Origin of the sequence: Mucilaginibacter pallidiroseus (genome assembly GCF_007846085.1) — a bacterium.
Classification (GTDB): Bacteria; Bacteroidota; Bacteroidia; order Sphingobacteriales; family Sphingobacteriaceae; genus Mucilaginibacter; species Mucilaginibacter pallidiroseus.
Genome location: NZ_VOEJ01000003.1, coordinates 196468 through 223175 on the forward strand (window position 1 = coordinate 196468; position 26708 = coordinate 223175).

Below are 26708 nucleotides of genomic sequence, written 5' to 3' on the forward strand. Positions count from 1 at the left end.
ATATTAGTGTGTTATGTTTATTTGCCTTTGCGGTAGTGAATCAGGCAACAAGCCCGATTTCAATATTATTCTCTGCCCCCTCTCGCTGGCCAGGAACCAGGCAAAACCTGCACCCAAGCCACGTTTACCTGAACAGTCGATAACGTATAACGATCTGCTTAACGGGTACAGATCTTGGACAAGAGTTGATTGCGATGGTTTAAAATACTCGTTAGGCGCCTTCTTGTTATCTTCATTCTTAACCCCCACTATCTTTACTTTATCTACCGCAGCGGCATAGTCATCATCGGGGTCGTTTAACCAGGCAAAACCCGTTAATCCAATAGCGTCCTGATGAGTACTAACGTATTTTATAACCTCTTTATTGGATTTCAGCGCATAAATATTTTGTTTTGGCAAGTTTTTTACCCCTGCAATTTGCTTCAAATACCTTACCAAACTTGAGTTAGGATTATCAAAAACAAGGCTTTTGGTGGTCTTAACCGTACCATTAAGCATTCCCTTCAAATCCTTCAAGGTTAGTAACGTATCAACCGACTGTTGGTTTACAATAACTGCAACAGCATCAATAGCAAATTTAGTTACAACGGGTGGTAAGGTGCGCCTTTTAAATATGCCGGTTTCAGCGGTGTCCAACTCGCGGGCCATTATCGCTACCCTTACACTGTCGTTAAGTAACATATTAAGCACGCCGGTCTCGGGCCTGTATTGAAAAACAGGATTTGCTTCCGGGTTGGCTGCCTTAAAAATATATGCCTCTTCATCGATAATCGGCGAAAAAGATTCGTCCACTGCTATTTTAGCCGTACCTTTTAAAAAATTATCGCTTTGCACTTTTGGTTTATTGCCGTTGCCGCAAGCCTGCATAAGCAAAGTGGATGCACATGCAGCTACAAGAAATAATTTTAAATTAGTTTTCATCGGGATCCTTCCTAAAATAGCGCGAAAAACGCAGAACTGCATAAACTAAAATAACTGAACCGTAGATGGTTCTTTGGGTTTTGGGGATGTCAAAGGGGATATCGTCCCAAAAAATAAGGCCTAAGCCTAAAATGCAAAACCCTATAAATGCGGCTACTCCTAAAATAAGCAAAAACCGCCTTTTGGGCGATTTTTGCTGTTCTTTGTTATCTGATAACATTAATTTACTTGTTACTCCTGTGCCAAAGCAAATGCTACTGGTACGCTATATTGTACACGTACCGGGCGACCGTTCTGGATACCAGGGGTCCACTTTGGAGAGTTTTTAAGGGCGCGTATTGCTTCTTCGTCACAACCGCTGCCAATGCCTCTAACAACTTTAATATCGGTTAATGAACCATCACGCTCAACAACGAAAGTTAAGATTACCCTACCTTGTACGTTGTTTTCCCTTGCAATAGCAGGGTAACGGATAGCTTTACCTAAGTACTTACCAAATGCTGCGTCACCGCCCGGGAAGCCCGGAGATTTCTCTACGGCTGTGAAGATCTGGTTAGGGTTCTCTTCTACCACTTGTTTAATATCAGAGTTACCAACCGGCTCATCAATCCTAATGTCGGCATTCGGGTCACCTTTCTGGTCTTTCTGACCTGGGTCAGCAACCTCCAACTCTTTGACTGTTGGTGGTTCTTTCTCACGCACCTCGTTATCCGGTTTTACTACCGGAGGAGGGAAACGCACCTGGTCAACCTTTGGTTTAGGTGGCTCCGGAGGTGGCGGAGGTGGTTGTTTTGTTTGGTCCACCGGTGGTGGAGGCAGCACAACTTCGGTAACTTTTACCTTTTCTGCTGCTTTCGGGATGAATCCTTCAATTTTATTGATGATTGTTTTTAGCGAGATCACGAAAACGAATACTACGCATCCGATGATAAGGGCCCTGTTAGTATGGCGGGCATTTGTTTTCCTTAACTCGTACGCACCATATGCTTTATTACGCCCTGCAAAAACAACGTCAATCCATTGCTGATTCAATATGTCTAATTTTGATCCGAACATCTTATAGCAATTTTATAATAACGTTAATTTATTCTTGTTTAAATTGTTAATAATTACCATCTCTTTTCAGGAGGTCAAGCTCCGGTTGAGATATATCAACAATAGCGTAAGATTGCACTGCTGTAATCTTCATTTCATCTAACGCGTCAACAAGGTTTTTGTAGTCAGACTTATCGCTTGGTTTGATCAGCACTATCATGAATTTACCTGTAGTTTGCTGTATTTCTTTACCTTTTTCGATAAGGGTTTCACGTAAACCATTTTTACCATAGCCAACTGTTTCTGGCTGTGATTTTCCAGGCTCACCTACAAACCACTCTACCTTATTATTAGCGCCCAGTAACAAAGTCATTGAACGGGAAGCCGCAACAGCCAATTGGTCTGTTTGCTTCTCTTCCTTATCAGGCATGGCAACATCCATAGCCTTTGGTTTGGCAAGGGTGGTAGTAAGGATGAAGAAAGTGATCAACAAAAAAGCCAAGTCAACCATTGCGGTCAAATCCACACGGGTGGACGCCTTCTTACTTCTTACTTTCCCGCCTTTTTTACCCCCGCCGGAGGAGGTGTCTAATTCTGCCATTTTTTATTTTGTTTTCTGAGCAGTTCTCAGCGAAGTGATTAAACTGAATTTATTAACTTTTTGTTTCTGCAACAACGCGATAAGCTTCTGCACTGCAGGATACTTTTCTTTGTTATCGCCTTTTATTGAAATCAATAACGGTTTCTGTTTTATAGAAGCATTAACCTTGCGCGATTCCCTGATCCAGTCAGACAACTCACTGGTTGCTGTTGTATCATAAGGGATGCCTGGTTGTTTGTAATTCTTTTTATCGTTACCGTCCAGTGCCAAAAACTGTTTTAATGAACCGATAGGTACACCGAAAATAGTTGTCGACATAAACTTGTTTTGCTCCTCGGGAGTGAAGTTGATTTTATACTTCTCGCCCATTTGCAATAAAGTTTGTTTGCGAACATCTGCACCGTCAACCGTGTAGAAAACTTTACCGCCGTCGCCAATGGTTAACAATAACACATTTTCGTCAGGGATAGCTACCTCAACACTTGATGATGGTATATCAACCGGAATAGGGTCTTGCGGCCTTGGTTTCGCGGTCAAAATGAAGAAAGTTAGCAACAGGAAGGCTACGTCGCACATAGCCGTCATGTCTATGTGGGTACTCTTTCTGGGAACTTTTACTCTTGCCATGTTGTAAAATTAAAATTATTAGTGTGAAAAAACAAATTAAATCCAAATTATATTTTGTTATAACGTGGATACAGCCACTAATATTTTATCTTAAGCTATTTTTGTGTGATGCTGCGAACGTTTGAACGATGCTGAAACCAGTTTCGTCGATAGCGTAAGTCAACTTGTCAATCTTAGATGTAAAGATGTTGTACATTACGATTGATACAGCTGAAGTACCGATACCCATCGCAGTGTTGATAAGTGCCTCAGAGATTGAGTTTGATAATGCTGAAGGGTTTGCAGCACCAGATGAACCCAGCTCGCCGAAGGCCTTGATCATACCCACAACCGTACCTAACAGACCGGTTAATGTACCGATTGATACCAAAGTAGCGATGATGGTTAAGTTTTGCTCTAACATTGGCATTTCCAAAGCAGTTGCTTCTTCGATGTCTTTTTGGATAGCTAAAGTTTTTTGATCAACATCCATTGTCTGATCAATTTCCATCTCTTTGTATTTTTTCAAACCTGATTTGATCACGTTTGCTACAGAACCTTTTTGTTTGTCGCACTCTGCGCTTGCAGCGTCGATTTGGCCTGAGTTAAGTAAAGATTGGATTTTTTTAACGAAAGATTCTACGTTACCAGTACCAGATGCTTTACCAATAACAACCATCCTCTCGATAGAGAATACGATTACCATTAACAGGTATGACATAATTAAAGGTACGATAACACCACCTTTGTGTACTGTACCGAATAAATCTGTAGGCTCGCCGTCAGCAACGTCGCCACCTTTGTAGTGACTTGGATCGCCAAGGATGAAGATGAATATACAGATAGCGATAGCCAGGCAAATTGGAATAGTTAAAGATGCAAATGCGCCGGATGCACTTGAGCTTTCTTGTTTAACAGGAGTAGTTGGTTTTGTTGGTGCGTTTGCCATTACTTTGAAATTTTAGTTTTTCGTTTTGTTTAATATAAGTTAATAAAATGTGTGCGCATTTAAGCGAATAACAAAAATAGAATTTCTATGAAATAAAAAAACTATTAAAGCAATTCTTTATAATAATTTAATATCAAGTTGCTTATGCTATTATCAAATTGGTAATACATAACGCCTTGAAAAGCAAAAATTGTCTATTTGACAGACAATTTTTTACAATAAAACTTATTTTTTTTATAACTCGCAAGTTATAACACATATTTTGTGTGTAACTAACCTGATATAATCGGGTCTAACAACATCACGCTACATGCATACAAACCTTACTGGTCTGTTTATAATTGGTTTTTTTATTAGTTAACGCCTTTTAGGGTACTAATACAAATTTATACTATTTTTTTAGTTATCCGCCCGCTTTTTTCGATTTATATCCATCGGCAAGCAGCATGGCAAGTATCTTGTCCTTGAAATCGCCCTGCAACAATATTTCGCCATCTTTCACGGAACCGCCTACACCGCACTTTGTTTTAAGCTTTTTACCTAAAGCCTCCAAATCTATCGTTGTCCCTACAAAGCCATTCACCCGGGTTACTAATTTGTTTCCCTTTATGCGATCCAAAAAAATCTTAAGGTTTTGCTGCTGTGGTGGCAAAGTTTGCTGCGCGGCTTCGTTCTCCTCCTGGTATTGAAAGTTAGGGTCAGTAGAGTACATGATGCCTGTATAGTTCTTCTTAGCCATGGTTTAATCTTTATAGTTATTACCTACAATTACATTTAAAGATGCCGGCATTACGTTAATATCAATCTGGGTACCGGCAACTTGCGGCTCTCCATCTAAGTGGATGGGCCCTTCGGTATGGCGCGTTATCTTAATATCTTTCCCTTTAATGATATCAACATACTCGGATCCATCTGCTGTTTTAGTAAACATGCGCACGCCCATTTCCGGGAATCGCCACAATGGAAACGGCTTTATAATGCAAACATCAAGCAGCCCGTCCTGCACAGAAGCCTTTGGCGATATGTGCGCATTGTTGCCGTATTGTGATGAGTTTGCAATGCTTAACATAAATGCCTCGCTGGTTACTGTGACACCATCAATATCTATTTTGTACTGCTGCGGCTTATATGTTGAAATTTCGTTCAGGGTCGATTTTAAATAATTCATAAATCCCCGCTTATCGCTTCCATGCGCAAAAACATGGCTTATATGTGCATCAAAACCCATACCTGCCATATTAAAAAACCATTGCCCGTTTAGCTTGGCAGCATCTATGGTGATGCTCCTGGCATTATTTAATGTGTTAAACGCACCTTTTATATCCATTGGTATATTTAAAAAGCGTGAAAGGCCATTACCCGAGCCGGAAGGGATGATACCCAAGACAACATTGGTGCCAGCAATGGCCGACGCTATTTCATTTATAGTGCCATCGCCGCCAACAGCTACAACAACGTCATACTCGTCAACAGCGGCCCCGGCAAGGTGGCGGGCATGTAACACCCCGGTGGTATATTCGGTATCGTATTCAAAAACATCTGTATCCAAATATTCTTTAATAAGCTCCGGCACGCCATCCTTCTTCTTCCCCCCAGACACCGGGTTTACTATAAATAAAGCTTTCCTTTTCAACTATATATGTTTTGCGCTGCCAAAAGTAAATATTTTCGGCTTTGCGAAAAATTGTTTTATTTTTGCCCACAAAGGTGGACTGATTTATTGCCGCGCACTGCGGCCAAATTGCAACCACGTAAAAAAGTGCTAAAGTTTTGCTTCTTTTTACAACGTTACAACTCAATCCTTCCTTTTTTGTAAACGTTTATTTAACTTAAATATGCCATATTTATTTACATCCGAATCAGTGTCTGAAGGGCACCCGGACAAAGTTGCCGATCAAATATCTGACGCATTAATTGATAACTTCCTGGCTTTTGACCCCGAATCAAAAGTGGCCTGCGAAACGCTGGTAACTACAGGACAGGTTATTTTGGCCGGTGAGGTTAAATCAAAAGCTTATTTGGATGTACAAAAAATTGCCCGCGAAGTAATCAACAAAATTGGTTACACCAAAGGCGACTATATGTTTGACGGCAGCTCATGCGGCGTATTGTCTGCCATTCATGAGCAATCTCCGGATATCAACCAGGGTGTTGACCGCAAAGCTAAAGAAGAGCAGGGCGCCGGCGACCAGGGTATGATGTTTGGCTACGCAACCAGCGAGACGGATAATTACATGCCATTGGCTTTGGATATTGCACACGCGTTATTGATTGAGCTTGCAGCCATACGCCGCGAAGCTACCGACATTAAATACCTCCGCCCGGATGCAAAATCGCAGGTTACTTTAGAATACAGCGATGATAACCAGCCTACCCGCATTGATGCTATAGTAATATCCACACAGCATGATGATTTTGACGAAGAGCAGGCTATGTTGGAGAAGATCAAAAACGATATCATCAGCATACTTATACCACGCGTAAAAGCTAAGTATCCAAAATACGCGCACTTTTTCAACACCGATATCAAGTATCACATTAACCCAACCGGTAAATTTGTTATCGGCGGCCCGCATGGCGACACAGGCTTAACCGGCCGTAAAATTATTGTTGATACTTACGGTGGCAAAGGTGCTCACGGTGGTGGTGCATTTAGCGGTAAAGACCCATCAAAGGTTGACCGCTCTGCAGCTTATGCTACGCGTCACATTGCTAAAAACCTGGTAGCCGCCGGTGTTTGCAGCGAAGTGTTGGTACAGGTATCATACGCTATAGGTGTTGCCCAGCCAATGGGTATTTACGTAAATACTTATGGCACAAGCAAAGTAGGCCTGAACGATGGCGAAATAGCTAAAAAAGTTGAAAGCGTATTCAACATGACACCTTATGCTATTGAAACCCGCTTTAAGCTGCGTAACCCTATTTATAGCGAAACCGCTGCTTACGGACACTTTGGCCGCCCAAGCGAAACAGTAACCAAAAAATTCAACGCGCACGATGGCAGCATTATTGAGCGTGAAGTTGAACTGTTTACCTGGGAAAAACTGGACTACGTTGATCAAGTAAAACAAGCCTTCGGTTTATAATTGAAAGCTTAACTAAAATATCAAAGGCGTCCTTTTTAAACCGGGACGCCTTTTTTTATATTGTAACACCACCTGTCATGACCAATAATAAACACGCCCCTACCCTTTTAGTGGCTCTGGCTTTTTTTAGCATCTATGTAATATGGGGATCAACCTATTTAGCTGTTATTTATGGATTGAAAAGTTTCCCGCCGTTTATATTAGTCGGCTTACGCTATTCCGTGGCTGGTTTGATACTATTTGCCTGGTGTAAGCTAAAAGGCGAAAAGCTGCCCGAGTGGCGCTTTCTGTGGCGACATGCGCTAAGCGGTACAATGATGCTGGTTGGCGGCACCGGCATGATAGCCTGGGCCGAACAGTACATCAGCTCGGGGCAGGCGGCCATACTTGTAGCTACCGAGCCGCTGATGTTTTTACTGGTTGATCGTAAACGCTGGGGCGAGTATTTTTCAAACAAGTACATACTTGCCGGTTTGGTTATTGGCTTTACGGGAATCTTTTTATTTCTAAAGCTTGGCGTATCGATTTCAAATACATCACCTATGGCTACCATTGCCAGCATAGTTGTAATTGTTAGTGCTTTGATATGGGTAATGGGTTCCCTTATAACAAAAGATAGCCAGGGCGATAGTTCTACGGTGATGAACGCCGCTGTTCAGCTACTTGCCGGAGGGTTAGCAAGCGGCCTTGTTGTTTTGGTGAAAGGCGAATATACCGGCTTCAGCTTTGGTAAAGTAAGCACCGAAGGCTGGGGCGGGCTAATCTTCCTGATTGTTATGGGATCTTTAGTTGCCTACCTTTCTTTTATATGGCTCATCAGTATAAAGCCACCTGCCATAGTTAGCACCCATACTTATGTAAATCCTGTAGTGGCAGTATTGTTGGGCTGGCTTTTAATTGGCGAACCGGTGAACCGCGCCCAGTTACTAAGCCTGCTTATTATTTTAGTAGGCATATTGCTGGTTAACGTGCCGGCTTACCTTGAAAAGCGGACTGAGAAATCTGCAACAGAAAGCAATTGATCTACTGAATACTAATTACGGCGCCATATTTAATATTAATAGAATACATGCAAAACTCGACAGATAATCCCTGGATAACAAACAGCAGTAAGCCGGTTTACGACAACCCCTGGATAAACGTAACCGAGTACCAGGTCACCAATCCATCGGGCAATCCGGGTATTTACGGCAAGGTTAGTTTCAAAAACATGGCCATAGGCATTTTGCCGCTTGACGATGATATGAACACGTACCTTGTAGGCCAGTTCAGGTTTGCATTGGGCCAGTACAGCTGGGAGCTGCCGGAGGGCGGCGGTCCACTTGGCACCGATCCGCTCGACTCTGCTAAACGTGAATTACTTGAAGAAACAGGACTAAAAGCTAAAGAATGGATTGAAATACAGCGGATGCACCTTTCCAATTCTGTTAGCGATGAACTGAGCATTGCTTATGTTGCGCGTGGCCTTGAACAGCACGAGGCCGAACCCGAAGATACCGAGCAATTGATAGTGCAAAAAATCCCGTTTGATGAAGTTTACCGGATGGTTTGCGCCGGTGAGATCACAGACTCGGTAACTGTGGGGGCAGTGCTTAGGGTTAAGCTGATGATCATTGAAGGGCTGTTATAAGCCTGCTTACCATTTTCTTAAAAAGATTTACCTTTGCGGCAGTAATGAAAAAGCTTTTAGGATATATAGTATCGCCGTTTGCTTTACTGGCGTTTTTTTTGTCGCTGCTCATTTTTCATCCTATACAATGGATGTGTTATAACTGGGGCGGATACAAGGCGCACAAACGCTCAGTAGATATACTAAACTTCTTCCTAACCTATTCGGTTACACTGGCATTTAATAGCATACGGTTTGTTAATAATCAAAATCTGCCCACCGGCAGGCCGATGATATTTATTGCCAACCACCAAAGCTTGTTTGATATACCGCCCATGATATATTTTTTGCGAAAGTACCATGCAAAGTTTATATCAAAAGCCGAATTGACGAAAGGTATTCCTTCAATATCCTATAACCTGCGCGTAGGCGGCGGTGCCAATATCGACCGTAAAGACCCGCGCCAATCCATTACGGAGCTGGTTAAATTTGGTACCAGGATGAAAGAAAACAACTGGTCGGCCATGATATTCCCGGAAGGCACACGGTCTAAGGATGGCAAGGTGAGGCCTTTCCAATCGGCGGGCGTAGTTACCCTGCTCAAAAAATGCCCTGATGCCTTGCTGGTACCTATTGCTATCACCAACTCCTGGAAACTGGTACAATATGGGATGTACCCATTAAATACCTTTACTAAGCTAACATGGGAGGTTCTCGAACCGGTTGAACCCTCAAGTGGACTTATAGATGAATTAATTAAAGGTATTGAGGATAGGATAAGGGAAAAAGTAGAGCAGAAATAGATTTTCCCTTTTTGTTTAATAAGTCGCTTTAAGTCATGTCATCGCGAAGAGCTTCGCAATGACATAACTATTCCTTCTTAATAGGTTACATGGTTAGATAAGATTGCTTCGTACCTCGCAATGACGCGTACTATTACAAATTATCTGCTGCGAAGGTGTTACCCTGCTTGATATCGCCGGTTTCGTAGCCCTTTTTAAACCAATACATGCGTTGGGCACTGGTGCCGTGGGTAAAGCTGTCGGGCCTAACATCACCCTGAAACTCGCGCTGCAGTCGGTCGTCACCAATGGCATTGGCTGCATTAAGGGCTTCTTCAATATCTCCCGGATCAAGCACATTCTTTAAATTGTGCTCATAGTGTGCCCAAACTCCTGCATAAAAATCGGCTTGCAATTCAAGCTTAACCGATATCTTATTAAACTCCGTTTCGCTCATTTGCTGGCGAGCCTGGTCTACCTTGGCGGTTACCCCTAACAGATCCTGCACATGGTGGCCAACCTCGTGTGCTATTACGTAAGCCTGGGCAAAGTCGCCGGCTGCGTTAAACCTACTTTTAAGCTCGTCGAAAAATGTAAGATCGATATATACTTTCTGGTCGCCGGGGCAGTAAAACGGACCAGTGGCCGACGATGCATTACCACATGCGGTTGATACACCATCGGTAAAGAAAACCATTTTAGGCTCGGCATAGGTGCGACCCATTTCTTTAAAAATCTTGCCCCACACGTCTTCCGTGTCGGCCAAAACCACTTTGGCGAACTTGCGCTCCGGCGTGTCTTCCTGGCCTGAACCGCCGGGGCGGGTATCTATCTGTTCGGTTTGAGCCGAGCCGCCGCCCTGCTGCTGGTTTAATATCTGCGATGGATCTATCCCGGTAAAAAAGTATATAGCTGCGGCAATAATGCCTACTATACCTCCGCCAAAAGCCAAACCACGGCCGCCACCGCCGCTACCACCATCCTCGGTGTTACTGCTCTCGCGTCTGCCCATCCATTGCATAAAAACCTCCTGTTTATTTTAGGCTTTAAACAGTAAGGCCCAAACATTTGTTTGAGCCTTAACTTAATCACTTATGTTGCTAAATATTTAGCGTTCCAGCTTAGCCACACGTGTAGGCGTGTCTTTGCCTGATACAATGCTGCGCGAGCCTAATGCAATGGCTTTGATAGTTGCTACAATATTGTTTACATCAAGGCTTTCAAACTCATCGTTAACAGAGTGGTAAAGTTTGTCGGTATCTATCTGGTCGGTAGAAATGCTGTGCGCCGGTACACCCAGGCGGGCCAGGGTGGCGTTATCGCTGCGGTAAAATAAATCCTGCTCCGGGTATGGATCCGGATGGAACTTAAACTCGGTGCCCTCAACATTCTTTTGCAATATCGAGCCGAAGTTCGATCTTTCGAAGCCGGTTATAAAGGCCGTGTTTGGGCCAAACTTGGAGTCTTTACCAATCATCTCGATATTGAACATAGCAACTACCTTATCGGCATCCAATTGCTTCGAAAAGTATTGCGAACCATAACCGCCAATTTCTTCGGCCGTGAAGGCAACAAATATCAGCGTACGCTCGTTATTTTTTAGCTTCTTATAGTATTTGGCCAATGCAATTACTGCCGTAGTGCCCGATGCATCATCATCCGCACCGTTGGCAATACTATCGCCTTCCATCGGTTTAATTATACCCAAGTGGTCGTAATGGCCCGAGAACACAACGTATTCTGCAGCCTTGCTTTTACCCGGAATCATACCGACAACGTTAAATAAGGGTAACTCTTCCGATTTTACGCCGCAGCTAACCTCAAATGTTTTTGGTGCAGTTGCACTTAATACGTACACAACCGGCGCTTGCTCAGCAGGGTTGTTCACAATGCCGCCCTTGATAGCCCTGTCGCGAATACGTTTAAATATGGCTGCCATAGATGGATTCATCACCACTAACGACTTTTTACCGCTACGCATAACGCCCGAATATTGGCTCCTAAAATTTTTCTCATCAGTAATATTTACTACGGCGATACTGGTATCTCCCTTCCAATTGAATGATGTACCGGTTGAAGCTGCAATGCTTTCTGCAGGTAACGCTGTACCATCAAAAGTCACTTTCAGATCGGTAGGCGTAACACGTGTTTTTGAAAATGACTGCCTGAAGCCTTTACTGCCTTTTAATGGTTGTAAACCGGCAGCTTTAAATTCACCCTCGATGAAGGTTGCGGCTTTATCAATGCCCGGTGTAAACGTGCCCCTGCCCTGCATATCGTCGGCACTCAGGGTTTTAATAATGCGCTCAACATCTGCCTTATCAACAAGTTTGTTTACATCTTGTGCAAAGGTTATTGAGGGCGCCAGGAACAATGCAGCAACTGCTGCGTATAATTTCAATTTCATGTACTGAGGTTTATTTTACTTTTGATGATAACCAGCTGTCGCGGAAATCCTGTTGTTGTTTGGTTAATTGTTTACCGGCCTTTTCATAGCTTACTACTTCAAATGCAGGGCTTTCGTCTGCCGTGATTACGGTTTCGTGCTCACCTGTACGGTTGGTGTAGGTAATGGTAAGCTTATCACCGGGTTTCTTTTCCGATACCGCTTTTGAAAGGCCTGCAGCATCAACCGCATTTCCATCAACCTTGGTAATAACATCACCCGCATCTAAACCGGCTTTGTAAACAGGAGTGCCTTTAATTGTTGGCGAAGTGATAGCCACACCATCTGCAGCACCTTTTGTTTGACCCGATTTACCGCGACCACCGCCACCTGATAACGAGCCGATCCAGGCTTTGCCTGGCTGCGCTTTGCGCAACACATAGCCCGCTTTATCTAACAGCGCCGCATAGTCGTTTTTCTCAACGCCATAAATGTATCGTTTAAAAAAGTCGGCGGCAAAGCCGGGGTTAGTCACCTTTGCCAGTACAGCCTGCAGGTCCTCAACCGTATATGGTTTTTCGGTTTTACCGTGGGTTAACCATGCTTGGCGCATAAAATCATCAAGGGTTTTATTGAACTCGCTGCGTAAACGCAGGTCGAGCGCCAAGGCTGTAGCACCGCCATAATAATAGTAACTGGTAAAGATGTTACCTGTATTTAGTTGATCTACAGCTACGCCTGCATCGGCATATATGGCGTATCTGCTGGCTTGTATTGGCGTAAAATATTTGGCACCCGGTGTATTCAAAACAGAGTTGATCAAACCTGCCAGTGTACGGGTATATTCATCAGGCGTATGGAAACCGGCACGGGTAAGCGCAAGCTCTCCGTAGTATTGCGTAAAACCTTCGGCACACCAAAGCTCGTTGCTCATGTTGGCATGTGTAAAGTTAAAAGGCTCTAACGTTTTCGGGCGGATACGCTCTACGTTCCATGAGTGGAAAAACTCATGCGAAAATGTGCCCAGCAACCACTGCTCGTTACCGCCAACTTTATTAACGGGCTGTACAATTACTGTGGAGTTGCGGTGCTCCATACCGTCGCCGGCAGTGCTTGGGTGCACATCATGTAAAAACACGTAGCTGCCGTAATCAAACGTTGGCAGTTCACCAAAGATGGCCTTTTCTTCAAGCACCACTTTTTTAACCATGTCGGCAAACTTATCTACCGTTGCCTGGTCATCGTCAGAATGTGTGCTTAGTTTAATGGTTTCATCTTTGCCATCGGTATTCTTCACAACCCAGCTGGTTTCCTTATAGGCAGAAAGCTCAATAGGGCTATCCATCATATACTGCATATCGCGTGCAGAATACACATTGGCACCTTCGGGTTTCAGCTGTGTTGCAACACGCCAGCCATGTTTAGCTAAATCATTAAATACAAATTTGGCAGGGCGGTTCTCCAAACCAATGCCCCACATAAATGAGGCGGGCATGCTAAAGTGCGCATGGCTTGGCTCTATACTGGTGTAAGTACCATCTGTCCAGTTACCAAATAGTGTATAGCTTATTTTTATTGTGGATGGGTGCGCGGTAAGTTCATAAACGTCGCCATCAAGCTGTTTAAGGGTAAGCGCTTTACCAGTTGCATCTGTTGCTTTAACATTATACACGTTTTTGCCAAATTCATGCGTGGCGTATCTGCCGGGCGATGATCTGCTCATACGCACTTTTAGCGGACCAGCCGGCACCTGCGGGATGGTCATGCTTATCTCGGCCTCATGATGGGCAGCATTTGGAAATGATACGTTGTAAACAATTGCATTGGAGCCGGTTTGGGCAATGGCAGCAGATGCGAGCATTGAAGCAGCTGCCATAAAAAGTAATTTCTTCATGGTGTTATATTACGGTTGTAAATTACCATAAATTGACCATACTGGAAATATCAATTTCGTTACGCATTAACCAACGTAAATTGCCTAATCAATCGTAGCTATGGCGCTCGAAATCAAAGTCGGACTGGCCAGAAATAATTCGCTTTCGGCGTTCTACATCCGTATCCAGGCTATGATCGAATGTTTGGTTGGTTACGGCAATATCTCGGTCTTTATCGCGCTCGGCGAAATAACTGTTGGCTTCGGATATCTTCGCAATAGCCACATCATAAGGCCCACGTGGCGACATCAGCTTGACGAAAACCGGTAAACACTCGAAAATTATAAACAGGTAACCGATGAAAGATATGGCCAGATAAGTATCCAGATCGCGCTTACCTTTTTCATTGAATGACAATTGCCCAAGCGCCCAGTTGCGGTCGGCGAAACCGGCCACGTTTGCAAGGCTGTCCAGTTGTCTTTCGTTAAATAAACGCGTGCTGCTTAAGCCTTCAAAATCGCGACGCTTTAACAGGTATTGGTCCATCTGCCCTAAATTATCTGTAACAGTTTTAAGGCGATCTTCTTTTTCTTTTAAAATCTGTGCTTTCTGCTTGGCATAAGTGCCGTAGCCTGTAATGCCTGAGGTTTGGTTGGTTTTATCACCAAAAACCTCCTGGTTCAATTCATACCTCGAGCGATTGATATCGCGCTCGAGCGAATCTTTCTCTTTTTTAAGATCAGTGTTTTTAACAAGCTCGGGCGTGTATTTAAGCTGATAGGTTTTTTGCAAGGAATCAATTTTGGTGCGCTGCCCTTTAAGATAAGCCGTTTTTAACTTAGTGCGGATCTCTTTGTCGAAAATCTTGAGCTCAAGTGGGCGCGATATTACGATGCCTATAACAATTGCCAATAAAATACGCGGCGATGCCTGCAGTATTTGCTGGTTAGTTGTACCTACTTTGTTGATGCTGGATACAATATAACGGTCCATATTGAAGATAGCCGTTCCCCATATTAAACCAAATATGATGGCAAAGCCGACAGCAAATGCATTACCGCTGAAAACGAAGTACATGGCATAACCGCCAGACAAGGCTGCAAACAGTGCCGTAAAGAAAATGGTTGCCCCTATACCAACGTATTTATTATGTTCGATAGGATATTTTCTCAGTGTATCTATATGCGCTCCGGAACAAAACCAAAAGAAGCGGGTTATTTTTTTCATTAATAAAAAGGTTTTGCTAACAACACCTTATGTATAAAACGCACTTAGGTACTGATTGTTACAGTTCATAAATAAATAATTGGTATAGAAAAACCTACCTTTGGGCCATAATTGTATTTATTATGAAAGAAATAAGCGTACAGGAATTAAAAGAGAAACTTGACAACGGCGAAGATTTTCAACTGGTTGACGTTCGTGAAGATTTTGAATATGAAACATCAAACCTTGGCGGCACTTTGATACCGCTGGGAGGCATTTTAATTGAAACAGATAAAATTGCTAAAGATAAGCCTGTTGTAATAATGTGTCGCAGCGGCAAGCGCAGCGCAGCTGCCGTTATGCAGTTAGAGGCACAAGGTTTTAGCAACCTTTACAATTTGCAAGGCGGTATCCTGGCCTGGAAAGCAGCTATCGACCCAACTATTAACGTTTATTAAACATGGGCAAAAAGCTGATATTTAACGTACTGCTTAACCTTGGCATTTTCTTGTGCCTGCTGCTTACCTATTCGGGCTTCCAAAGCGGCCGTTATGAGTATGTGTTAGGCTCGGTATTTATTGGCGCTGTTTTAGTGATCATTAAAATAAGGTTGATTAAAGAAGTGAGAAACACGCAACGCTAACAAGCGCCCGATATCAAACAAAAACCCGCTCCATTTTTTGAAGCGGGTTTTTGTTTGTTGATGAATACTTTTAAACTTATATGTTTACTTGGCAGGTACTTTTAAGCCCAGCGCCTCTATATAGCCTTTTTGGGGCACGCAGTTTATAAACCTACAGTTCTCTAAGAAATCATCGAGCGCTTTTTTAAGCTCGGCCCTGTTTGCGGGGGCAGCTTTGCGGATATCATCAAAAGATGTCCGTTTCTTTTCGGTGTATTCAATTATCTTTTCATAATTAGCCGGCAAGTTAAAGCTCATGAAGCCACTGGTGTTATCCAGTTTTTTATATGGCCAGTAGTGCCAGCCAATATTGTTCTTCTCGCACAGGATACGAAAGTCCCGAACCCATTCGTCTTTATTTTCACCGGTTTCGCCAACATAAATGGGCACGTTGTATTTATTACGATAATCTATATACTCCTGTATCACGTCCTGCTTTACATCTGTCCAATATTTATGGAAGGTATAAACCAGCCTGCTATCAAACGGGGCACCAAAAACTTTAAAGTTGCTATCCCATTGCGCACCGCCAATAAACAGGATATGGTTTTTATCTACAGTGCGTATTGCGGCTGTTATCTCTTTGTAAGTTGGCTCGAGGTGAGGGTTAAGATCATTTACATCAAAAAAATGTGCAATAGGTTCGTTGAGCAGGTCGTAGCCTAACACAATCGTTTCGTTTTTGTAATGATCTGCTATTTTACGCCAAAGCTGTGCTGTTAATTTGCGGCTTGCTGCGCTTTTAAACAAAAACGGGTATCCGTCGCCATCGTCTATATTATCACCGGTTTGCCCGCCGGGTGCACAATGCATATCTAAAATAACGGGCAAGTTTTCTTTTTTACACCATCCGATAACCCTGTCCAACAGCTCAAAGCCACGGTTAGCATTGTTTTGGCCCATGTAATCTTCATTAGTAAAGAGCTTGTAATGAAATGGGATACGCAAAGAGTTGATACCCGACTGTTTCAAAAAATGGATATCGGCCTCGGTAATATAGTTTTCCTGAAACTTGCGCCAAAACACCTTCATCTCTTCGGGGCCGACGATTTGCGTAAGCGCCTCATTTATCATCCGCTGCGAGTTAACACTCTTAAACTTAAACATGTAACCCTCGGGCACCAGCCAGTTGCCCAGGTTAGTGCCCTTTATTAAAAACGGCTTTTTATCGGGCCCGATAATTTCTTTGCCCCTTGTATCATAAAATCCTTTTGCCTGGCCAAATACATTCACCGAAATTGCCAGTGCTGCTAAAACTGTAAAAAATCCCCTCTTCATCATTTATCAATCATTTTGTAAAAACGCACGTAATCAATATCCATCGAGGCCGGGAAAGCTGTGTCATCAACCCCTTTTTGACCGCCCCAATTGCCGCCGACGGCAATGTTAAGCAAAAGGTGGAATTTTTTATCGTAAGGCCAGGTAGCAAAACCGTTACTTTCATTAACGTAAGTATAAACCAACTCGCCATCGAAATAACTTTTAATGGCGTAAGGTGTCCAGTCGATGCGGTAGATATGATAATCGGTACTGGCGGTTGCGATTGTTTTGCCTGCACCTTTGCCGTTTGCCCCGTTGTAAGTTTGGTTATGAACAGTAAAATGCACTACGTTGGGGTCAAACCCTACCATCTCCATCAAATCTATCTCGCCCGATTTTGGCCAGGGCCCATAAGAATAGTCATCGGGCAGCATCCATATAGCGGGCCATGTGCCTACACCCGATGGTAGCTTGGCCTTTACTTCTACCCTGCCGTACAACATGCTACCAGCTCCCTTTGATACCATACGCGCCGATGTGTAACCGGCACCGCCCATACTTTCTTTTTTGGCGGTAATGGTTAATTTGCCATTGGCGACATTTGCATTGCTTCCATCAGTATAGTATTCCAACTCGTTATTACCCCAGCCGCCTGCGCCAATGTCATAGCCCCATTTGGCTGCATCGGGCTTGCCGGTATTGTCAAATTCATCTGCAAAATAGGCGCTGGTTTCAAAAGACCAGTTTTTGTCGGCTATTGGAGTTGTGGTAACAGGCGGAGTTGGTACCGGCGTATTTTTTGAGCCCGAGCATGCCCAAAAAACAAATGCAATAGCCATGCAGGCAAATGCAGTGTGTGATTTTCTCATAAGGTAATTTTTTAAGGGGTATTAAGGTCTGTAATTGGCTTACAATTAACTCAAATGTAGGTAATAAATTCAGCTTATTTATGGGCCTGTTTGCGCACTGCGTTTAATATACTTACTTTGCAAATGCCATGAAAAAGTATTTAAAACTGATACCGATTGCCCTGCTGATAAATTTCGCTATTGTACCTTCGGTCTCTGCGCAGACCTTGAAAGTGGCCATAGCAGCCAACCTGCAGCCTGTAATGAAAGCTTTGCAAAGCGATTTTAAGAAGAAAACAGGCATCACAATAGATGCTATATCAGGATCATCGGGCAATTTGAGCAACCAGATCAAGAATGGTGCGCCATATGATATTTTCATGTCGGCCGATGCGGCGTTTCCAACCATGTTGTATAAACAAGGCTTTTCGCAACATCAACCGGTTTTTTATGCCGACGGTGTGCTGGTTATTTGCGGTATTAACAAAACAGCTGTTAACAACTGGCCATCGGCGATACAAACTGTTGCCGTCAAAAAAATAGCTATTGGCAACCCGGCCATAGCGCCCTACGGGAAAGTCGCAAAAGAGGCGCTTGAAAAGCTGAACTTGTTTATTAAAGTACAACCCAAAATCGTGTTCGGCGAAAGCATATCGCAGGTTAATACATACATCACAACCGGTGCTGTTGATGCTGGCTTTACAACGCTTTCGCTGATAAGAGATCCGTCCAACAAGACCAAGCTTAACTGGGCACTTGTAGATAGCAAATTATATACACCAATACGCCAGGCCATGATATTGTTAAGACGTGCGGAAGGCAACAAGCAGGCAATCAGGTTTTATAAATACTTAACCAGCTCGGCGGCAAAAGCTATTTTTAAAAGCTACGGTTACCACGTAAATTAAATATACCAATGGACCTTTTGCCCATATGGCTAACCCTTAAACTCGCCGCAATTACCACGGCAATATTGCTTGTTATAGGTGTACCGCTTGCCTGGTGGTTATCGGCAAAAAGGTCTGTTTTTAAAATCATAATTGAGGCTCTCATAACCATGCCGTTGGTGTTACCCCCGTCGGTATTGGGTTTTTATTTGCTGCTGGCGTTTAGCCCCCAAAACGGCCTGAGCAAATGGCTTCATAATACTTTTGATGTACAGCTCGTATTTTCGTTCCCCGGCCTGGTGCTGGCATCGGTAATATACAGTCTGCCGTTTATGGTAAGCCCGGTAAAATCAGCGTTGCAACAACTCCCTGTTTCATTGGCACAGGCGTCATACACTTTGGGCAAAAACCCACGGGAAACTTTTTTACACGTACAGTTGCCTAATATTAAACCATCTCTGTTAACAGCTACCGTATTAACGTTTGCACACACCCTGGGTGAGTTTGGCGTAGTGCTCATGATAGGCGGAAATATTCCGGGAGTTACCCGTGTAGCATCAATAGCGGTTTATGATGCCGTTGAGCAGATGGATTATACGTCAGCCAATCAATACTCGCTTGTTTTATTTGCCATTACGTTTATTATGGTTATGGGTGTTTTCATCTACAACAAGTACCAATTTAAAAGCCCGCTTGAATGATAAAGGCAGATATAAAAAAACAGCTGAAAGACGGGCAATTGCTACATATTAATAAGGCCTTTGTCACCGGGAGCATAACACGCGTTACAGGCCCATCTGGTGCCGGCAAAACCACCTTTTTGAAAATGCTGGCCGGACTGATAAAACCCGACGAGGGCTTAATTTCTGTTGATAGTAATGAGTGGTTCAACTCCGCTGGCAGCATAAACCTAACACCGCAATTGCGTAAAGCAGGCTTTGTTTTTCAAGATTATGCTTTATTTCCTAATATGACGGTTATGCAACACTTAAAATATGCATGCGGTGATAATGATTGGATTGATGACTTACTAAAAATCGGCGGGCTTGACTCCTTTACGGACAAAAAACCGTTGCACCTATCGGGCGGGCAGCAACAAAGGCTGGCTATATTAAGAGCTTTGGCTATAAAGCCTAATGTGCTGCTTATGGATGAACCATTTTCGGCAATTGATGTGAAAACGAAGATGAAACTGCTTGCAGACCTGCAAACCCTTTTACGGGACATGAACACAACGGTGATTGCTGTAACCCACAACCCACAAGAATTGGATGGCATTGCCACCGATGAGTTGATTATCGGCGAAGATTAAGTATACGTTAATTAAGCCTCCTGATACTGACGGATTGGTTGTGTTATTAACCATTGTTTTGCCTCTTCGGCATCTTCAAAAGGTTTGGTTACAACATTGGCTGCTACAGATTCAATTGTCATATCAGTTGCTAACCGGCTAAATGTACTTTTAGAGTAAACCCACGCAACGTGTGTTACGCCGGCCTCCTGCAGCATAGGGAAATAAGTTTTGGCAACCCACTCTACAGCGGTATCCCAGGTACCCAACAAATGCGTATTGTCGTTTAATATTTTGGTGCATCCGTGAGTTATAACCGCATTCAATATCTTGAAACAACCCGTTTTAACAGAGTGCCCGCTATGGAAACCGTTCCAGTCAGTAACTATGTAATTTAACTCGCTATTGTAGGTAACCTCAACTCCGGGCAGCGACTGATCGCCTTTATCCGAATGGCATTTTTTATGCCCGGCTATTGATGATACCGGTAACCGCATACTAAAAATGGCTCCTTTAGCAGGCTGACTTTCAACCCAAACAGCACCGTTGTGCCGGTGTGCTACTTCAGCAACCTTGGCAAGGCCACGCCCCAGTTTACGGGCAACACTCTTTTTAGTAAAGCCTACAAATATCGTATTGACTAATTGCCGGTTTATGCCTACACCAAAGTCCCGTACAGACAAAATCACATTGCCGCCAATAATTTCCAGGCATAATTCAATATTACTTGTCGGCTCAGAAAACTTAACAGCATTATCAATTAAACACTTTACAGCAATCTCCAGACCCTGCCTGTTGCCGAAAAAATCGATTGATTTAGAGCAGCCTTTAACCACAATATGCTGATTGATACCAGCCCGTTTAAAATCCTTAGCAATCTTTTTAAGCAGCTGCGTTATGGAAAATGTTTCTACCTGCTCAAACAGGCTGTTGGCAAATTCGTCATTTACCTTGTTATTGATTTTGTGAAGAACCTCATCAAGCTCAACAGAACAAGCTTCTATATGCCCGGCCACCTCCCGATATTCATTGTCAGCTACATTACCATTAATAATAAGCGAAGCGAGGCCAAGCAGGCTTGCTACGGGTTTACGTATATAATGCGAATTAAAATATGATATCTCCTGCATCTGCTCTATCTTTTCGAGCAGGCGTTCTTCATAAAGTTTGCTCTCGGTAATGTCTCTGAAATGCACTATAAGTCCGTCGGCCAGGGGGTAAGCACTTATGTTGAGCCATTTTTGAACGGGCCAAAAGTAGTAGGTAAATTCAACCTTGGTGTTTTGGGCGATCGCCTCCTCAAGCTTTGTGTCGAAATCGGTATGGCGCGCTTCTGCAAATATCTCCCATAAATCCTTACCTATTACATACTCCCGTTGATAACCGATCATTACTTCGGCAGCGTAGTTCCAATAAATTATGCGATGATTTACATCTACCTGAAAAAAACCAACGCCGGTTGTCTCAAGTATCTTGTTAAGCTTTGCCTGTGTTATTTCGAGCTGCCCTGCTATGGCCCTACGATCGTCAATATTTTGGGCAACCACAACCCGGGCCGGCCTACCTTTAAATTCAACCGAATAAGAGATAATTTCGACACTGAAAACGGTACCATTCTTATCAGTATGCCTAAATTCGCCGGCTTTTAACCTATGGCTGTTCAGCCCTGATAACGCGCTAAACATCATTTCTAAATCTTCCCGGGGGCGTAATTGAGCAATGGTCATTCCTAAAAACTCCTTGTAAGTATAACCGTACACGCGTGTAGCAGCTTTATTTACATCCAGGATATTCAGGTTGTTGATGTCAAACACCCACATTGGAGATGGAGCGTCATAAAATAGAACTTTAAAATCACGCATCGACAATACTCCTCCTCATATTAAAGGCATCAATCTATGAATTTTAAGTTACAGAAAATAAAAACGAGAATAAAATAACTAACAGTTATAATTGCAAACCTGGTTAACAAACCTGTCAACCACGTAAGTGGATAATTGGCCGCCCGGGCCGTTGAGGGTGTAGTCAAATCCGTGTGTGGCCCACGGTAATCTTAAATAAAAATGCCTGATGCCTTCAGCAGTCAATTTTTCGTTTAAACGGGTGGCATGGCCCGGCGAAACCAGTACATCGTTATCGCCGTGAATGATAAGAGTAGGCACGGCTTTGGGGCCAACAAATTCAATGGGCGAGCTATTGGCATAAGCCTGCGGTACCTGGTGGTAGCCTCCGCCTAGATAACGCTCCATCACCGCGCGGGAATCCATAACCAGTTTACTGGCAGGTTTTGCATATCCCCAAACCATATCTGCAGGGCCGTAAAAATTAATCAGGCCTTTTAAACCGGATATATTTTTACTGTAGGCGGCCAGCATAGCTACCTGAGCCCCTGCCGAGCGGCCAAGGCAAACCAAATTATTGATATCAATATTCAGTTCTTCGGCATTATCGCGCAGATAGTTAAATGCAGCCTCGAGGTCATTTACAGGTGCTGGGCTTTGGTGTTGCGGCGCCAGGCGGTAATTTATAGCCGCCACGTTATAACCCAGTGTAGCCAAATGGCTGTTTAGCTGTGGCAACTGTTTACTGTCGCCGCTACTCCATGAGCCGCCATGCACCACAACAATACATGGCCGCCTTCCGCTTAACTGTGCCGGGTAAAAGTCAAGCGCCAATATTTGTCCGCCCACAGTAGCGTAAGGCATACTTTTATGGGCTACCATTGTACGCCCCAAACCTTTAAATATTTTTAGCAGGCTAAACGGCTGTTGGGTGTTATCTCCATATAAAAAAGTACTGCGTGGGCCAAATGCTGCTGCGAAGTGCCTTTTTAAATTTGCCGCCAGTAACCAGGCTTGTATTACTGGCTTGCAGAGCAGCAGGAAAGCAATGGTACCAATCACCGCCACAGGTAGCACATAAACGTCTGTCGACACCGCTACTACTATTAACAAAACAGCAAACAACGCAAACAGCCATGAAAACTCTGTTACGGCAATTGCCAGCAGCCAAAGGCGATAGGTAGGCGCTGAAAATACACTCAGCAGCGAAACAGAAAACAAGACAATAGCGAGTACGAGTATAAACATTTGCTTTATATAGCGATGCCCATTTGGTTACACAACTTACGGTAATTAAAGCCAGCTAAGTTTTCGCTGAATAAAATGAATAAAAAAACGCCCGGCAATGCCAGGCGTTTAAAAGTTTATGTTCGGGGTAAAAATTATACCAGGTTTGTTTTGATATAAGCGTAGCTTTTGGTGATACTATCAAACGGATCGCCAGGGGTAACATCCTGCTCATTAAAGAAGTATTGCAAACCTGCTTTTTTAGCATTGGCAAATATCTTTTTAAACGGGATAACGCCATTACCAACTTCGGTAAACATCTGTTTTGGTGTGCTATCCATATCTTTAACGTGCCACAGCGGGAAACGGCCAGGGTAACGGTTAAACAAGGCAATTGGATCTTGCTTTGCTCTGTACATCCAATAAAGGTCCATCTCCATTTTTACCAGCTTCTCGTCGGTATTGTTCAACAGCATTTCATATGGCAACTTGCCGTCCTGCTTTACAAACTCGAAATCGTGATTATGATAGCAAAGTTGTATACCTGCTTTTTTACAAATTTCGCCAGCTTTGTTAAGCTTGTTGGCTGTTTCTTTATAATGGCTTAGCGTACCGCGCTCGCTATCTAACAAATATGCGCAAACCATATATTTAACACCGGCTGCAGCTGCATCATCAACAGCTTTTTGCCATTCGTTGCTAATTGTACCTTTTACAGCAGGCATTCCTTCGCCCAGCATATAGTGTGCGCTTGGCATGATCAGGCCGTTATCGCTCAGTACTTTTTTGTACTCGGCAGGCTCCATGCCGTAAAACTTTTGCGTGCCTGTATAAGTAGCACCCTCAACAGAGTTAAAGCCAATACCGGCAACCCTTTTAAGCGTGCCAACAGGATCTTTAGCCATGGCATCGCGTACGGTGTAAAGCTGTAAGCCTATATATTTCTTATTGCGGGCAAATAAATCTGGAGCCATTAAAAGCCCTGCCGATAGCATCCCCGTGGTTTTCAGGAAGGAACGTCTGGTTGTCATATTAGTTGGTTATTATTGGTTTGTGTAAAAGTAACGCATTGACTATACAAAACAAATAGACCACATAATTATTACAAGGTTTAATTACCGCCTGCAGGCTTTGGCTTGTTACCTTTGTAGCGGTTGGGCCTGCGCCTGCTATCCTTACGCGGGCCGCCGTGCGGTTTCTCCTCTTTCACCGGCTGTATACCCTGTAATTCTTCGGGCACATCCATTTGCTTAATGGGCTTTTCGATCAAGTCTTCAATGGTCTTAAGGCGGCGTTCGTCTCTTTGATTCACAAAAGTAATTGCGGTACCTGTAGTAGCAGCACGGGCAGTACGGCCAATGCGGTGCACATAATCTTCAGGGTCGCCGGGCACATCGTAATTTACAACAAGGTCAATGCCTTCCACATCAATCCCTCTCGATAAAGCATCGGTACCAATAATAACCGGCAGTTGCTTGTTCTTGAATTTTAATAGGATCTCTTCACGTTCGCCCTGCTGCAAATCGGAATGGAAGGCTGCAGCATTGATGTGGGCTGCCTTTAATTCTTTATAAAGCGACTTAACTATTTCCTTTCGCGATGCAAAAATGATGGAACTTAAGTAACCGCCATCTTTTAAAAGTCTTTTAAGCAAGGGCGTTTTTTGCTGGTCGTGCACGCGGTAAATCTGCTGATCGATACCCGCGGCCGGTTGCGATATAGCGATATTAATCTGCTGGGGCTCGTTCAATATATTTTTTGCCAGCTTGCGTATGCGCGGAGGCATAGTAGCCGAGAACAACAACGTTTGGCGCTTTTTAGGCAGATAGCCTACAATACGCATAATGTCATCATAAAACCCCATATCAAGCATACGGTCGGCCTCGTCAAGCACCAGGTGCGTAATGTTGTTTAGCTTCAACACGCCCGATGTAAGGTGCGCTATCAGCCTGCCCGGGGTGGCAATAATAATATTTACATTATTTTGGATGCCACGGCGCTGCTGCTCATAAGCCATACCATCGCCGCCGCCAAACACAGCCTGCGAACTTACACCAGTAAAATAGGCCAAGCCCTCAACCTGCTGGTCTATCTGCTGGGCAAGCTCACGCGTTGGTGCAAGCACAAGGGCAGTTGTATGGTGGCTATCAGTATTGCTTATGTAATTTAAAACCGGCAACAGGTACGATGCCGTTTTACCCGTACCTGTTTGGGCACATGCTATCAGATCGTCGCCATTGAGTATGACCGGGATGGCCATGGATTGTATTGGCGTTGGGGTGTTATAACCCATACTTAAAACGCCTTCGAGCAATTGCTCGTTAAAATTAAAATCTTGGAATGTCACAGTTTTGTTAAAGGTGCCTTGCAAGATAGGCATTTTAGTTCTTATAAAAACAAATGACAAACTAAACAGAAAACAATCCGGTAATTAGCCTGTACTATTAGCAATCAAAAAACGCGCATCTATCGTATAATGTTTACTCCCCTAATTGGTTATTATAAAATACTGTCTGGCAAACGGTTACTATTTCTTTTTATCATTCTTATAAGTTTTGGTGCGTCCGCGAAAACCACGCCCGACACCGTTGATTTCAATGGCGTACCCGTTAAGCAGGATACCATATCTACCCTGATAGCCAAACGTATTATTAATCGGGAGTTTAATGATATTTATCAGCAGAATCTTCGCCCTTCGTTTTTTGGGCAGGAGTATTTTCAGCCGGTTAAAACGCAACTGGTAGGCGATGTGGTTGCCAACTTCGGCGTGCTGAATACGCCCCGCTCGCGCTTTTTTGTAAATGCATTTGCCCGCATAAAAGTAAGGCTGCTTTCGCAGCGCGGCGCGCCGGTAAAATCGCCCAGCTATATGCCCGGCATACAGCTGTTTTACCGCCTTAATGATGATATTTATCACCCGCAATTTTTAAGCGGAGGCTATACGCACCACTCCAACGGCATCCGGGGCTCAACACTAAGGCCGGACAACAGCTTTAATGTCGACAGCGGGAAATTCTCTACTAACTTTTATACCCTCAACTACACTATCGGCAAACGCATAGACAAGGAAACGCGCATTATAAATCACTATGCTACCGGCGGGGTGGAGATACATGAGGGCTTGTTTGGCACTGCAGGTACAGCTTTTGGCTTGCCCGGCAGGTATGGTTTTGTACGCGTAAACGGCACTTACATGCGCAACCTTGCAAAACGCTACCAGGATCCTATAAAAACAGATCATTGGCTATTCGATAACTGGCAGCGCATACAATTCGACTTTACATACATTGCCGATAAGTACGAAAATTACAATGCCTTCAACCTTAAAAAACGGCTCAACGTTAGTTTAAAATACTACTATCATCTTCCATTCATCCAAAACATGGCCATCATGGGTGGCGCAGGCTACCGTGGGCAGGATGATTATAATATATCTTTTCAAGACAGTTACGGCTACGTAACTATAGGCATATCCTCGGGCCTGTCCTTTATGTTTAACAGGTAATTTAGAATGTTTATTTTTTAATATTAAACGTGTTACGTTGTAATTTTTTTGATTGATTGCCCGTTATTTTAGCAACCAACAAAATAAATCATACATTTACTATCCAAAGTAT

At 43.6% G+C, this 26708-nt stretch carries 28 protein-coding genes; 10 read left to right on the top strand and 18 right to left on the bottom strand.

The features are described 5' to 3' along the window. Nucleotides 1-3 precede the first annotated feature (3 nt). The 8 genes from FPZ43_RS07780 to FPZ43_RS07815 form a co-directional block, all read right to left on the bottom strand. Nucleotides 4-921 carry a PstS family phosphate ABC transporter substrate-binding protein gene (locus FPZ43_RS07780; RefSeq protein WP_186461779.1) on the bottom strand — a complete coding sequence of 306 codons (918 nt, stop codon included), beginning with the start codon at nucleotides 919-921 and terminating at the stop codon, nucleotides 4-6. Then, entirely contained in the window at nucleotides 911-1141 is a 231-nt protein-coding gene (locus tag FPZ43_RS07785) for a hypothetical protein (protein WP_146381306.1), read from the bottom strand. The genes FPZ43_RS07780 and FPZ43_RS07785 overlap by 11 nt, the downstream gene beginning before the upstream one ends. A gap of 11 nt (nucleotides 1142-1152) precedes the next feature. Further along, nucleotides 1153-1977: an energy transducer TonB gene (locus FPZ43_RS07790; RefSeq protein WP_146381307.1), complete on the bottom strand. Its 825-nt coding sequence runs from the start codon at nucleotides 1975-1977 to the stop codon at nucleotides 1153-1155. Between the two features lie 46 nt (nucleotides 1978-2023). Next, nucleotides 2024-2557, bottom strand: coding sequence for an ExbD/TolR family protein (locus FPZ43_RS07795; protein ID WP_146381308.1), 534 nt, complete (start codon nucleotides 2555-2557; stop codon nucleotides 2024-2026). A 3-nt stretch (nucleotides 2558-2560) separates the two neighbouring features. Further along, nucleotides 2561-3184: an ExbD/TolR family protein gene (locus tag FPZ43_RS07800; protein ID WP_146381309.1), complete on the bottom strand. Its 624-nt coding sequence runs from the start codon at nucleotides 3182-3184 to the stop codon at nucleotides 2561-2563. Nucleotides 3185-3269: 85 nt separating this feature from the next. Continuing rightward, nucleotides 3270-4112, bottom strand: coding sequence for a MotA/TolQ/ExbB proton channel family protein (locus FPZ43_RS07805; protein WP_146381310.1), 843 nt, complete (start codon nucleotides 4110-4112; stop codon nucleotides 3270-3272). 403 nt (nucleotides 4113-4515) lie between these two features. Then, on the bottom strand, nucleotides 4516-4851 hold the full coding sequence (locus FPZ43_RS07810; protein ID WP_146381311.1) for a translation initiation factor: 336 nt from the start codon (nucleotides 4849-4851) through the stop codon (nucleotides 4516-4518). A gap of 3 nt (nucleotides 4852-4854) precedes the next feature. Next, the gene (locus tag FPZ43_RS07815; RefSeq protein WP_186461780.1) at nucleotides 4855-5745 is read right to left on the bottom strand and encodes a diacylglycerol/lipid kinase family protein; all 891 of its coding nucleotides are present in this window, start codon (nucleotides 5743-5745) and stop codon (nucleotides 4855-4857) included. Between the two features lie 202 nt (nucleotides 5746-5947). Between FPZ43_RS07815 and metK the strand changes: the two genes are divergently transcribed. From metK to FPZ43_RS07835, 4 genes are all read left to right on the top strand, one after another. Then, on the top strand, nucleotides 5948-7198 hold the full coding sequence (gene metK, locus FPZ43_RS07820) for a methionine adenosyltransferase (protein ID WP_146381312.1): 1251 nt from the start codon (nucleotides 5948-5950) through the stop codon (nucleotides 7196-7198). A gap of 77 nt (nucleotides 7199-7275) precedes the next feature. Continuing rightward, nucleotides 7276-8220 (top strand): EamA family transporter, encoded by a 945-nt coding sequence (locus FPZ43_RS07825; RefSeq protein ID WP_146381313.1) that lies wholly within the window; start codon nucleotides 7276-7278, stop codon nucleotides 8218-8220. 47 nt (nucleotides 8221-8267) lie between these two features. Beyond that, entirely contained in the window at nucleotides 8268-8828 is a 561-nt protein-coding gene (locus FPZ43_RS07830) for an NUDIX domain-containing protein (RefSeq protein ID WP_146381314.1), read from the top strand. Between the two features lie 44 nt (nucleotides 8829-8872). Then, nucleotides 8873-9610 carry a lysophospholipid acyltransferase family protein gene (locus FPZ43_RS07835; RefSeq protein ID WP_146381315.1) on the top strand — a complete coding sequence of 246 codons (738 nt, stop codon included), beginning with the start codon at nucleotides 8873-8875 and terminating at the stop codon, nucleotides 9608-9610. Between the two features lie 133 nt (nucleotides 9611-9743). On the opposite strand, the gene ypfJ is transcribed toward FPZ43_RS07835, so the two are convergent. The 4 genes from ypfJ to FPZ43_RS07855 form a co-directional block, all read right to left on the bottom strand. After that, the gene (ypfJ, locus tag FPZ43_RS07840) at nucleotides 9744-10610 is read right to left on the bottom strand and encodes a KPN_02809 family neutral zinc metallopeptidase (protein ID WP_146381316.1); all 867 of its coding nucleotides are present in this window, start codon (nucleotides 10608-10610) and stop codon (nucleotides 9744-9746) included. An 87-nt stretch (nucleotides 10611-10697) separates the two neighbouring features. After that, nucleotides 10698-11996, bottom strand: a complete 1299-nt coding sequence (locus FPZ43_RS07845; RefSeq protein ID WP_146381317.1) for a M20/M25/M40 family metallo-hydrolase — start codon at nucleotides 11994-11996, stop codon at nucleotides 10698-10700. 10 nt (nucleotides 11997-12006) lie between these two features. Then, a complete protein-coding gene (locus FPZ43_RS07850) occupies nucleotides 12007-13869 on the bottom strand; it encodes a M61 family metallopeptidase (protein ID WP_146381318.1) in 1863 nt (620 codons plus the stop codon). An 88-nt stretch (nucleotides 13870-13957) separates the two neighbouring features. Continuing rightward, nucleotides 13958-15076: a DUF4407 domain-containing protein gene (locus FPZ43_RS07855; RefSeq protein WP_146381319.1), complete on the bottom strand. Its 1119-nt coding sequence runs from the start codon at nucleotides 15074-15076 to the stop codon at nucleotides 13958-13960. A gap of 122 nt (nucleotides 15077-15198) precedes the next feature. On the opposite strand from FPZ43_RS07855, the gene FPZ43_RS07860 reads away from it, so the two are divergent. Both FPZ43_RS07860 and FPZ43_RS07865 read left to right on the top strand, forming a co-directional pair. Beyond that, on the top strand, nucleotides 15199-15513 hold the full coding sequence (locus FPZ43_RS07860; protein WP_146381320.1) for a rhodanese-like domain-containing protein: 315 nt from the start codon (nucleotides 15199-15201) through the stop codon (nucleotides 15511-15513). A gap of 2 nt (nucleotides 15514-15515) precedes the next feature. Further along, nucleotides 15516-15698 (top strand): DUF6358 family protein, encoded by a 183-nt coding sequence (locus tag FPZ43_RS07865; protein ID WP_146381321.1) that lies wholly within the window; start codon nucleotides 15516-15518, stop codon nucleotides 15696-15698. Nucleotides 15699-15782: 84 nt separating this feature from the next. Here FPZ43_RS07865 and FPZ43_RS07870 read toward each other — a convergent pair whose 3' ends face one another. Both FPZ43_RS07870 and FPZ43_RS07875 read right to left on the bottom strand, forming a co-directional pair. Next, nucleotides 15783-17018 carry a glycoside hydrolase family 5 protein gene (locus tag FPZ43_RS07870; RefSeq protein ID WP_261381024.1) on the bottom strand — a complete coding sequence of 412 codons (1236 nt, stop codon included), beginning with the start codon at nucleotides 17016-17018 and terminating at the stop codon, nucleotides 15783-15785. Then, a complete protein-coding gene (locus FPZ43_RS07875) occupies nucleotides 17015-17866 on the bottom strand; it encodes a glycoside hydrolase family 16 protein (RefSeq protein WP_261381025.1) in 852 nt (283 codons plus the stop codon). The genes FPZ43_RS07870 and FPZ43_RS07875 overlap by 4 nt, the downstream gene beginning before the upstream one ends. A 128-nt stretch (nucleotides 17867-17994) precedes the next feature. On the opposite strand from FPZ43_RS07875, the gene modA reads away from it, so the two are divergent. From modA to FPZ43_RS07890, 3 genes are read left to right on the top strand one after another with little or no spacing between them, the layout of a single operon-like run. After that, entirely contained in the window at nucleotides 17995-18753 is a 759-nt protein-coding gene (gene modA, locus FPZ43_RS07880; protein WP_146381322.1) for a molybdate ABC transporter substrate-binding protein, read from the top strand. An 8-nt stretch (nucleotides 18754-18761) separates the two neighbouring features. Continuing rightward, a complete protein-coding gene (gene modB / locus FPZ43_RS07885; protein ID WP_146381323.1) occupies nucleotides 18762-19433 on the top strand; it encodes a molybdate ABC transporter permease subunit in 672 nt (223 codons plus the stop codon). Continuing rightward, nucleotides 19430-20044 (top strand): ATP-binding cassette domain-containing protein, encoded by a 615-nt coding sequence (locus FPZ43_RS07890; protein ID WP_146381324.1) that lies wholly within the window; start codon nucleotides 19430-19432, stop codon nucleotides 20042-20044. The genes modB and FPZ43_RS07890 overlap by 4 nt, the downstream gene beginning before the upstream one ends. Nucleotides 20045-20055: 11 nt before the next feature. Here FPZ43_RS07890 and FPZ43_RS07895 read toward each other — a convergent pair whose 3' ends face one another. The 4 genes from FPZ43_RS07895 to FPZ43_RS07910 all read right to left on the bottom strand — a co-directional run bounded on the left by FPZ43_RS07895 (nucleotide 20056) and on the right by FPZ43_RS07910 (nucleotide 25438). Next, nucleotides 20056-21885 carry a PAS domain-containing sensor histidine kinase gene (locus tag FPZ43_RS07895; protein ID WP_146381325.1) on the bottom strand — a complete coding sequence of 610 codons (1830 nt, stop codon included), beginning with the start codon at nucleotides 21883-21885 and terminating at the stop codon, nucleotides 20056-20058. A gap of 78 nt (nucleotides 21886-21963) precedes the next feature. Then, the gene (locus FPZ43_RS07900; protein WP_146381326.1) at nucleotides 21964-23112 is read right to left on the bottom strand and encodes an alpha/beta hydrolase; all 1149 of its coding nucleotides are present in this window, start codon (nucleotides 23110-23112) and stop codon (nucleotides 21964-21966) included. Nucleotides 23113-23246: 134 nt separating this feature from the next. Then, a complete protein-coding gene (locus tag FPZ43_RS07905) occupies nucleotides 23247-24122 on the bottom strand; it encodes a sugar phosphate isomerase/epimerase family protein (protein WP_146381327.1) in 876 nt (291 codons plus the stop codon). Nucleotides 24123-24202: 80 nt separating this feature from the next. Continuing rightward, a complete protein-coding gene (locus FPZ43_RS07910; RefSeq protein ID WP_186461781.1) occupies nucleotides 24203-25438 on the bottom strand; it encodes a DEAD/DEAH box helicase in 1236 nt (411 codons plus the stop codon). Nucleotides 25439-25567: 129 nt separating this feature from the next. Between FPZ43_RS07910 and FPZ43_RS07915 the strand changes: the two genes are divergently transcribed. Continuing rightward, on the top strand, nucleotides 25568-26596 hold the full coding sequence (locus FPZ43_RS07915; RefSeq protein WP_146381328.1) for a hypothetical protein: 1029 nt from the start codon (nucleotides 25568-25570) through the stop codon (nucleotides 26594-26596). Nucleotides 26597-26708: the final 112 nt, after the last annotated feature.

Coding starts and splice junctions, on each gene's coding strand:
- FPZ43_RS07780 (WP_186461779.1), bottom strand. CDS start 921: ATGAAAACTAATTTAAAATTATTTCTTGTAGCTGCATGTGCATCCACT.
- FPZ43_RS07785 (WP_146381306.1), bottom strand. CDS start 1,141: ATGTTATCAGATAACAAAGAACAGCAAAAATCGCCCAAAAGGCGGTTT.
- FPZ43_RS07790 (WP_146381307.1), bottom strand. CDS start 1,977: ATGTTCGGATCAAAATTAGACATATTGAATCAGCAATGGATTGACGTT.
- FPZ43_RS07795 (WP_146381308.1), bottom strand. CDS start 2,557: ATGGCAGAATTAGACACCTCCTCCGGCGGGGGTAAAAAAGGCGGGAAA.
- FPZ43_RS07800 (WP_146381309.1), bottom strand. CDS start 3,184: ATGGCAAGAGTAAAAGTTCCCAGAAAGAGTACCCACATAGACATGACG.
- FPZ43_RS07805 (WP_146381310.1), bottom strand. CDS start 4,112: ATGGCAAACGCACCAACAAAACCAACTACTCCTGTTAAACAAGAAAGC.
- FPZ43_RS07810 (WP_146381311.1), bottom strand. CDS start 4,851: ATGGCTAAGAAGAACTATACAGGCATCATGTACTCTACTGACCCTAAC.
- metK (WP_146381312.1), top strand. CDS start 5,948: ATGCCATATTTATTTACATCCGAATCAGTGTCTGAAGGGCACCCGGAC.
- FPZ43_RS07825 (WP_146381313.1), top strand. CDS start 7,276: ATGACCAATAATAAACACGCCCCTACCCTTTTAGTGGCTCTGGCTTTT.
- FPZ43_RS07830 (WP_146381314.1), top strand. CDS start 8,268: ATGCAAAACTCGACAGATAATCCCTGGATAACAAACAGCAGTAAGCCG.
- FPZ43_RS07835 (WP_146381315.1), top strand. CDS start 8,873: ATGAAAAAGCTTTTAGGATATATAGTATCGCCGTTTGCTTTACTGGCG.
- ypfJ (WP_146381316.1), bottom strand. CDS start 10,610: ATGCAATGGATGGGCAGACGCGAGAGCAGTAACACCGAGGATGGTGGT.
- FPZ43_RS07845 (WP_146381317.1), bottom strand. CDS start 11,996: ATGAAATTGAAATTATACGCAGCAGTTGCTGCATTGTTCCTGGCGCCC.
- FPZ43_RS07850 (WP_146381318.1), bottom strand. CDS start 13,869: ATGAAGAAATTACTTTTTATGGCAGCTGCTTCAATGCTCGCATCTGCT.
- FPZ43_RS07855 (WP_146381319.1), bottom strand. CDS start 15,076: ATGAAAAAAATAACCCGCTTCTTTTGGTTTTGTTCCGGAGCGCATATA.
- FPZ43_RS07860 (WP_146381320.1), top strand. CDS start 15,199: ATGAAAGAAATAAGCGTACAGGAATTAAAAGAGAAACTTGACAACGGC.
- FPZ43_RS07865 (WP_146381321.1), top strand. CDS start 15,516: ATGGGCAAAAAGCTGATATTTAACGTACTGCTTAACCTTGGCATTTTC.
- FPZ43_RS07870 (WP_261381024.1), bottom strand. CDS start 17,018: ATGATGAAGAGGGGATTTTTTACAGTTTTAGCAGCACTGGCAATTTCG.
- FPZ43_RS07875 (WP_261381025.1), bottom strand. CDS start 17,866: ATGAGAAAATCACACACTGCATTTGCCTGCATGGCTATTGCATTTGTT.
- modA (WP_146381322.1), top strand. CDS start 17,995: ATGAAAAAGTATTTAAAACTGATACCGATTGCCCTGCTGATAAATTTC.
- modB (WP_146381323.1), top strand. CDS start 18,762: ATGGACCTTTTGCCCATATGGCTAACCCTTAAACTCGCCGCAATTACC.
- FPZ43_RS07890 (WP_146381324.1), top strand. CDS start 19,430: ATGATAAAGGCAGATATAAAAAAACAGCTGAAAGACGGGCAATTGCTA.
- FPZ43_RS07895 (WP_146381325.1), bottom strand. CDS start 21,885: ATGCGTGATTTTAAAGTTCTATTTTATGACGCTCCATCTCCAATGTGG.
- FPZ43_RS07900 (WP_146381326.1), bottom strand. CDS start 23,112: ATGTTTATACTCGTACTCGCTATTGTCTTGTTTTCTGTTTCGCTGCTG.
- FPZ43_RS07905 (WP_146381327.1), bottom strand. CDS start 24,122: ATGACAACCAGACGTTCCTTCCTGAAAACCACGGGGATGCTATCGGCA.
- FPZ43_RS07915 (WP_146381328.1), top strand. CDS start 25,568: ATGTTTACTCCCCTAATTGGTTATTATAAAATACTGTCTGGCAAACGG.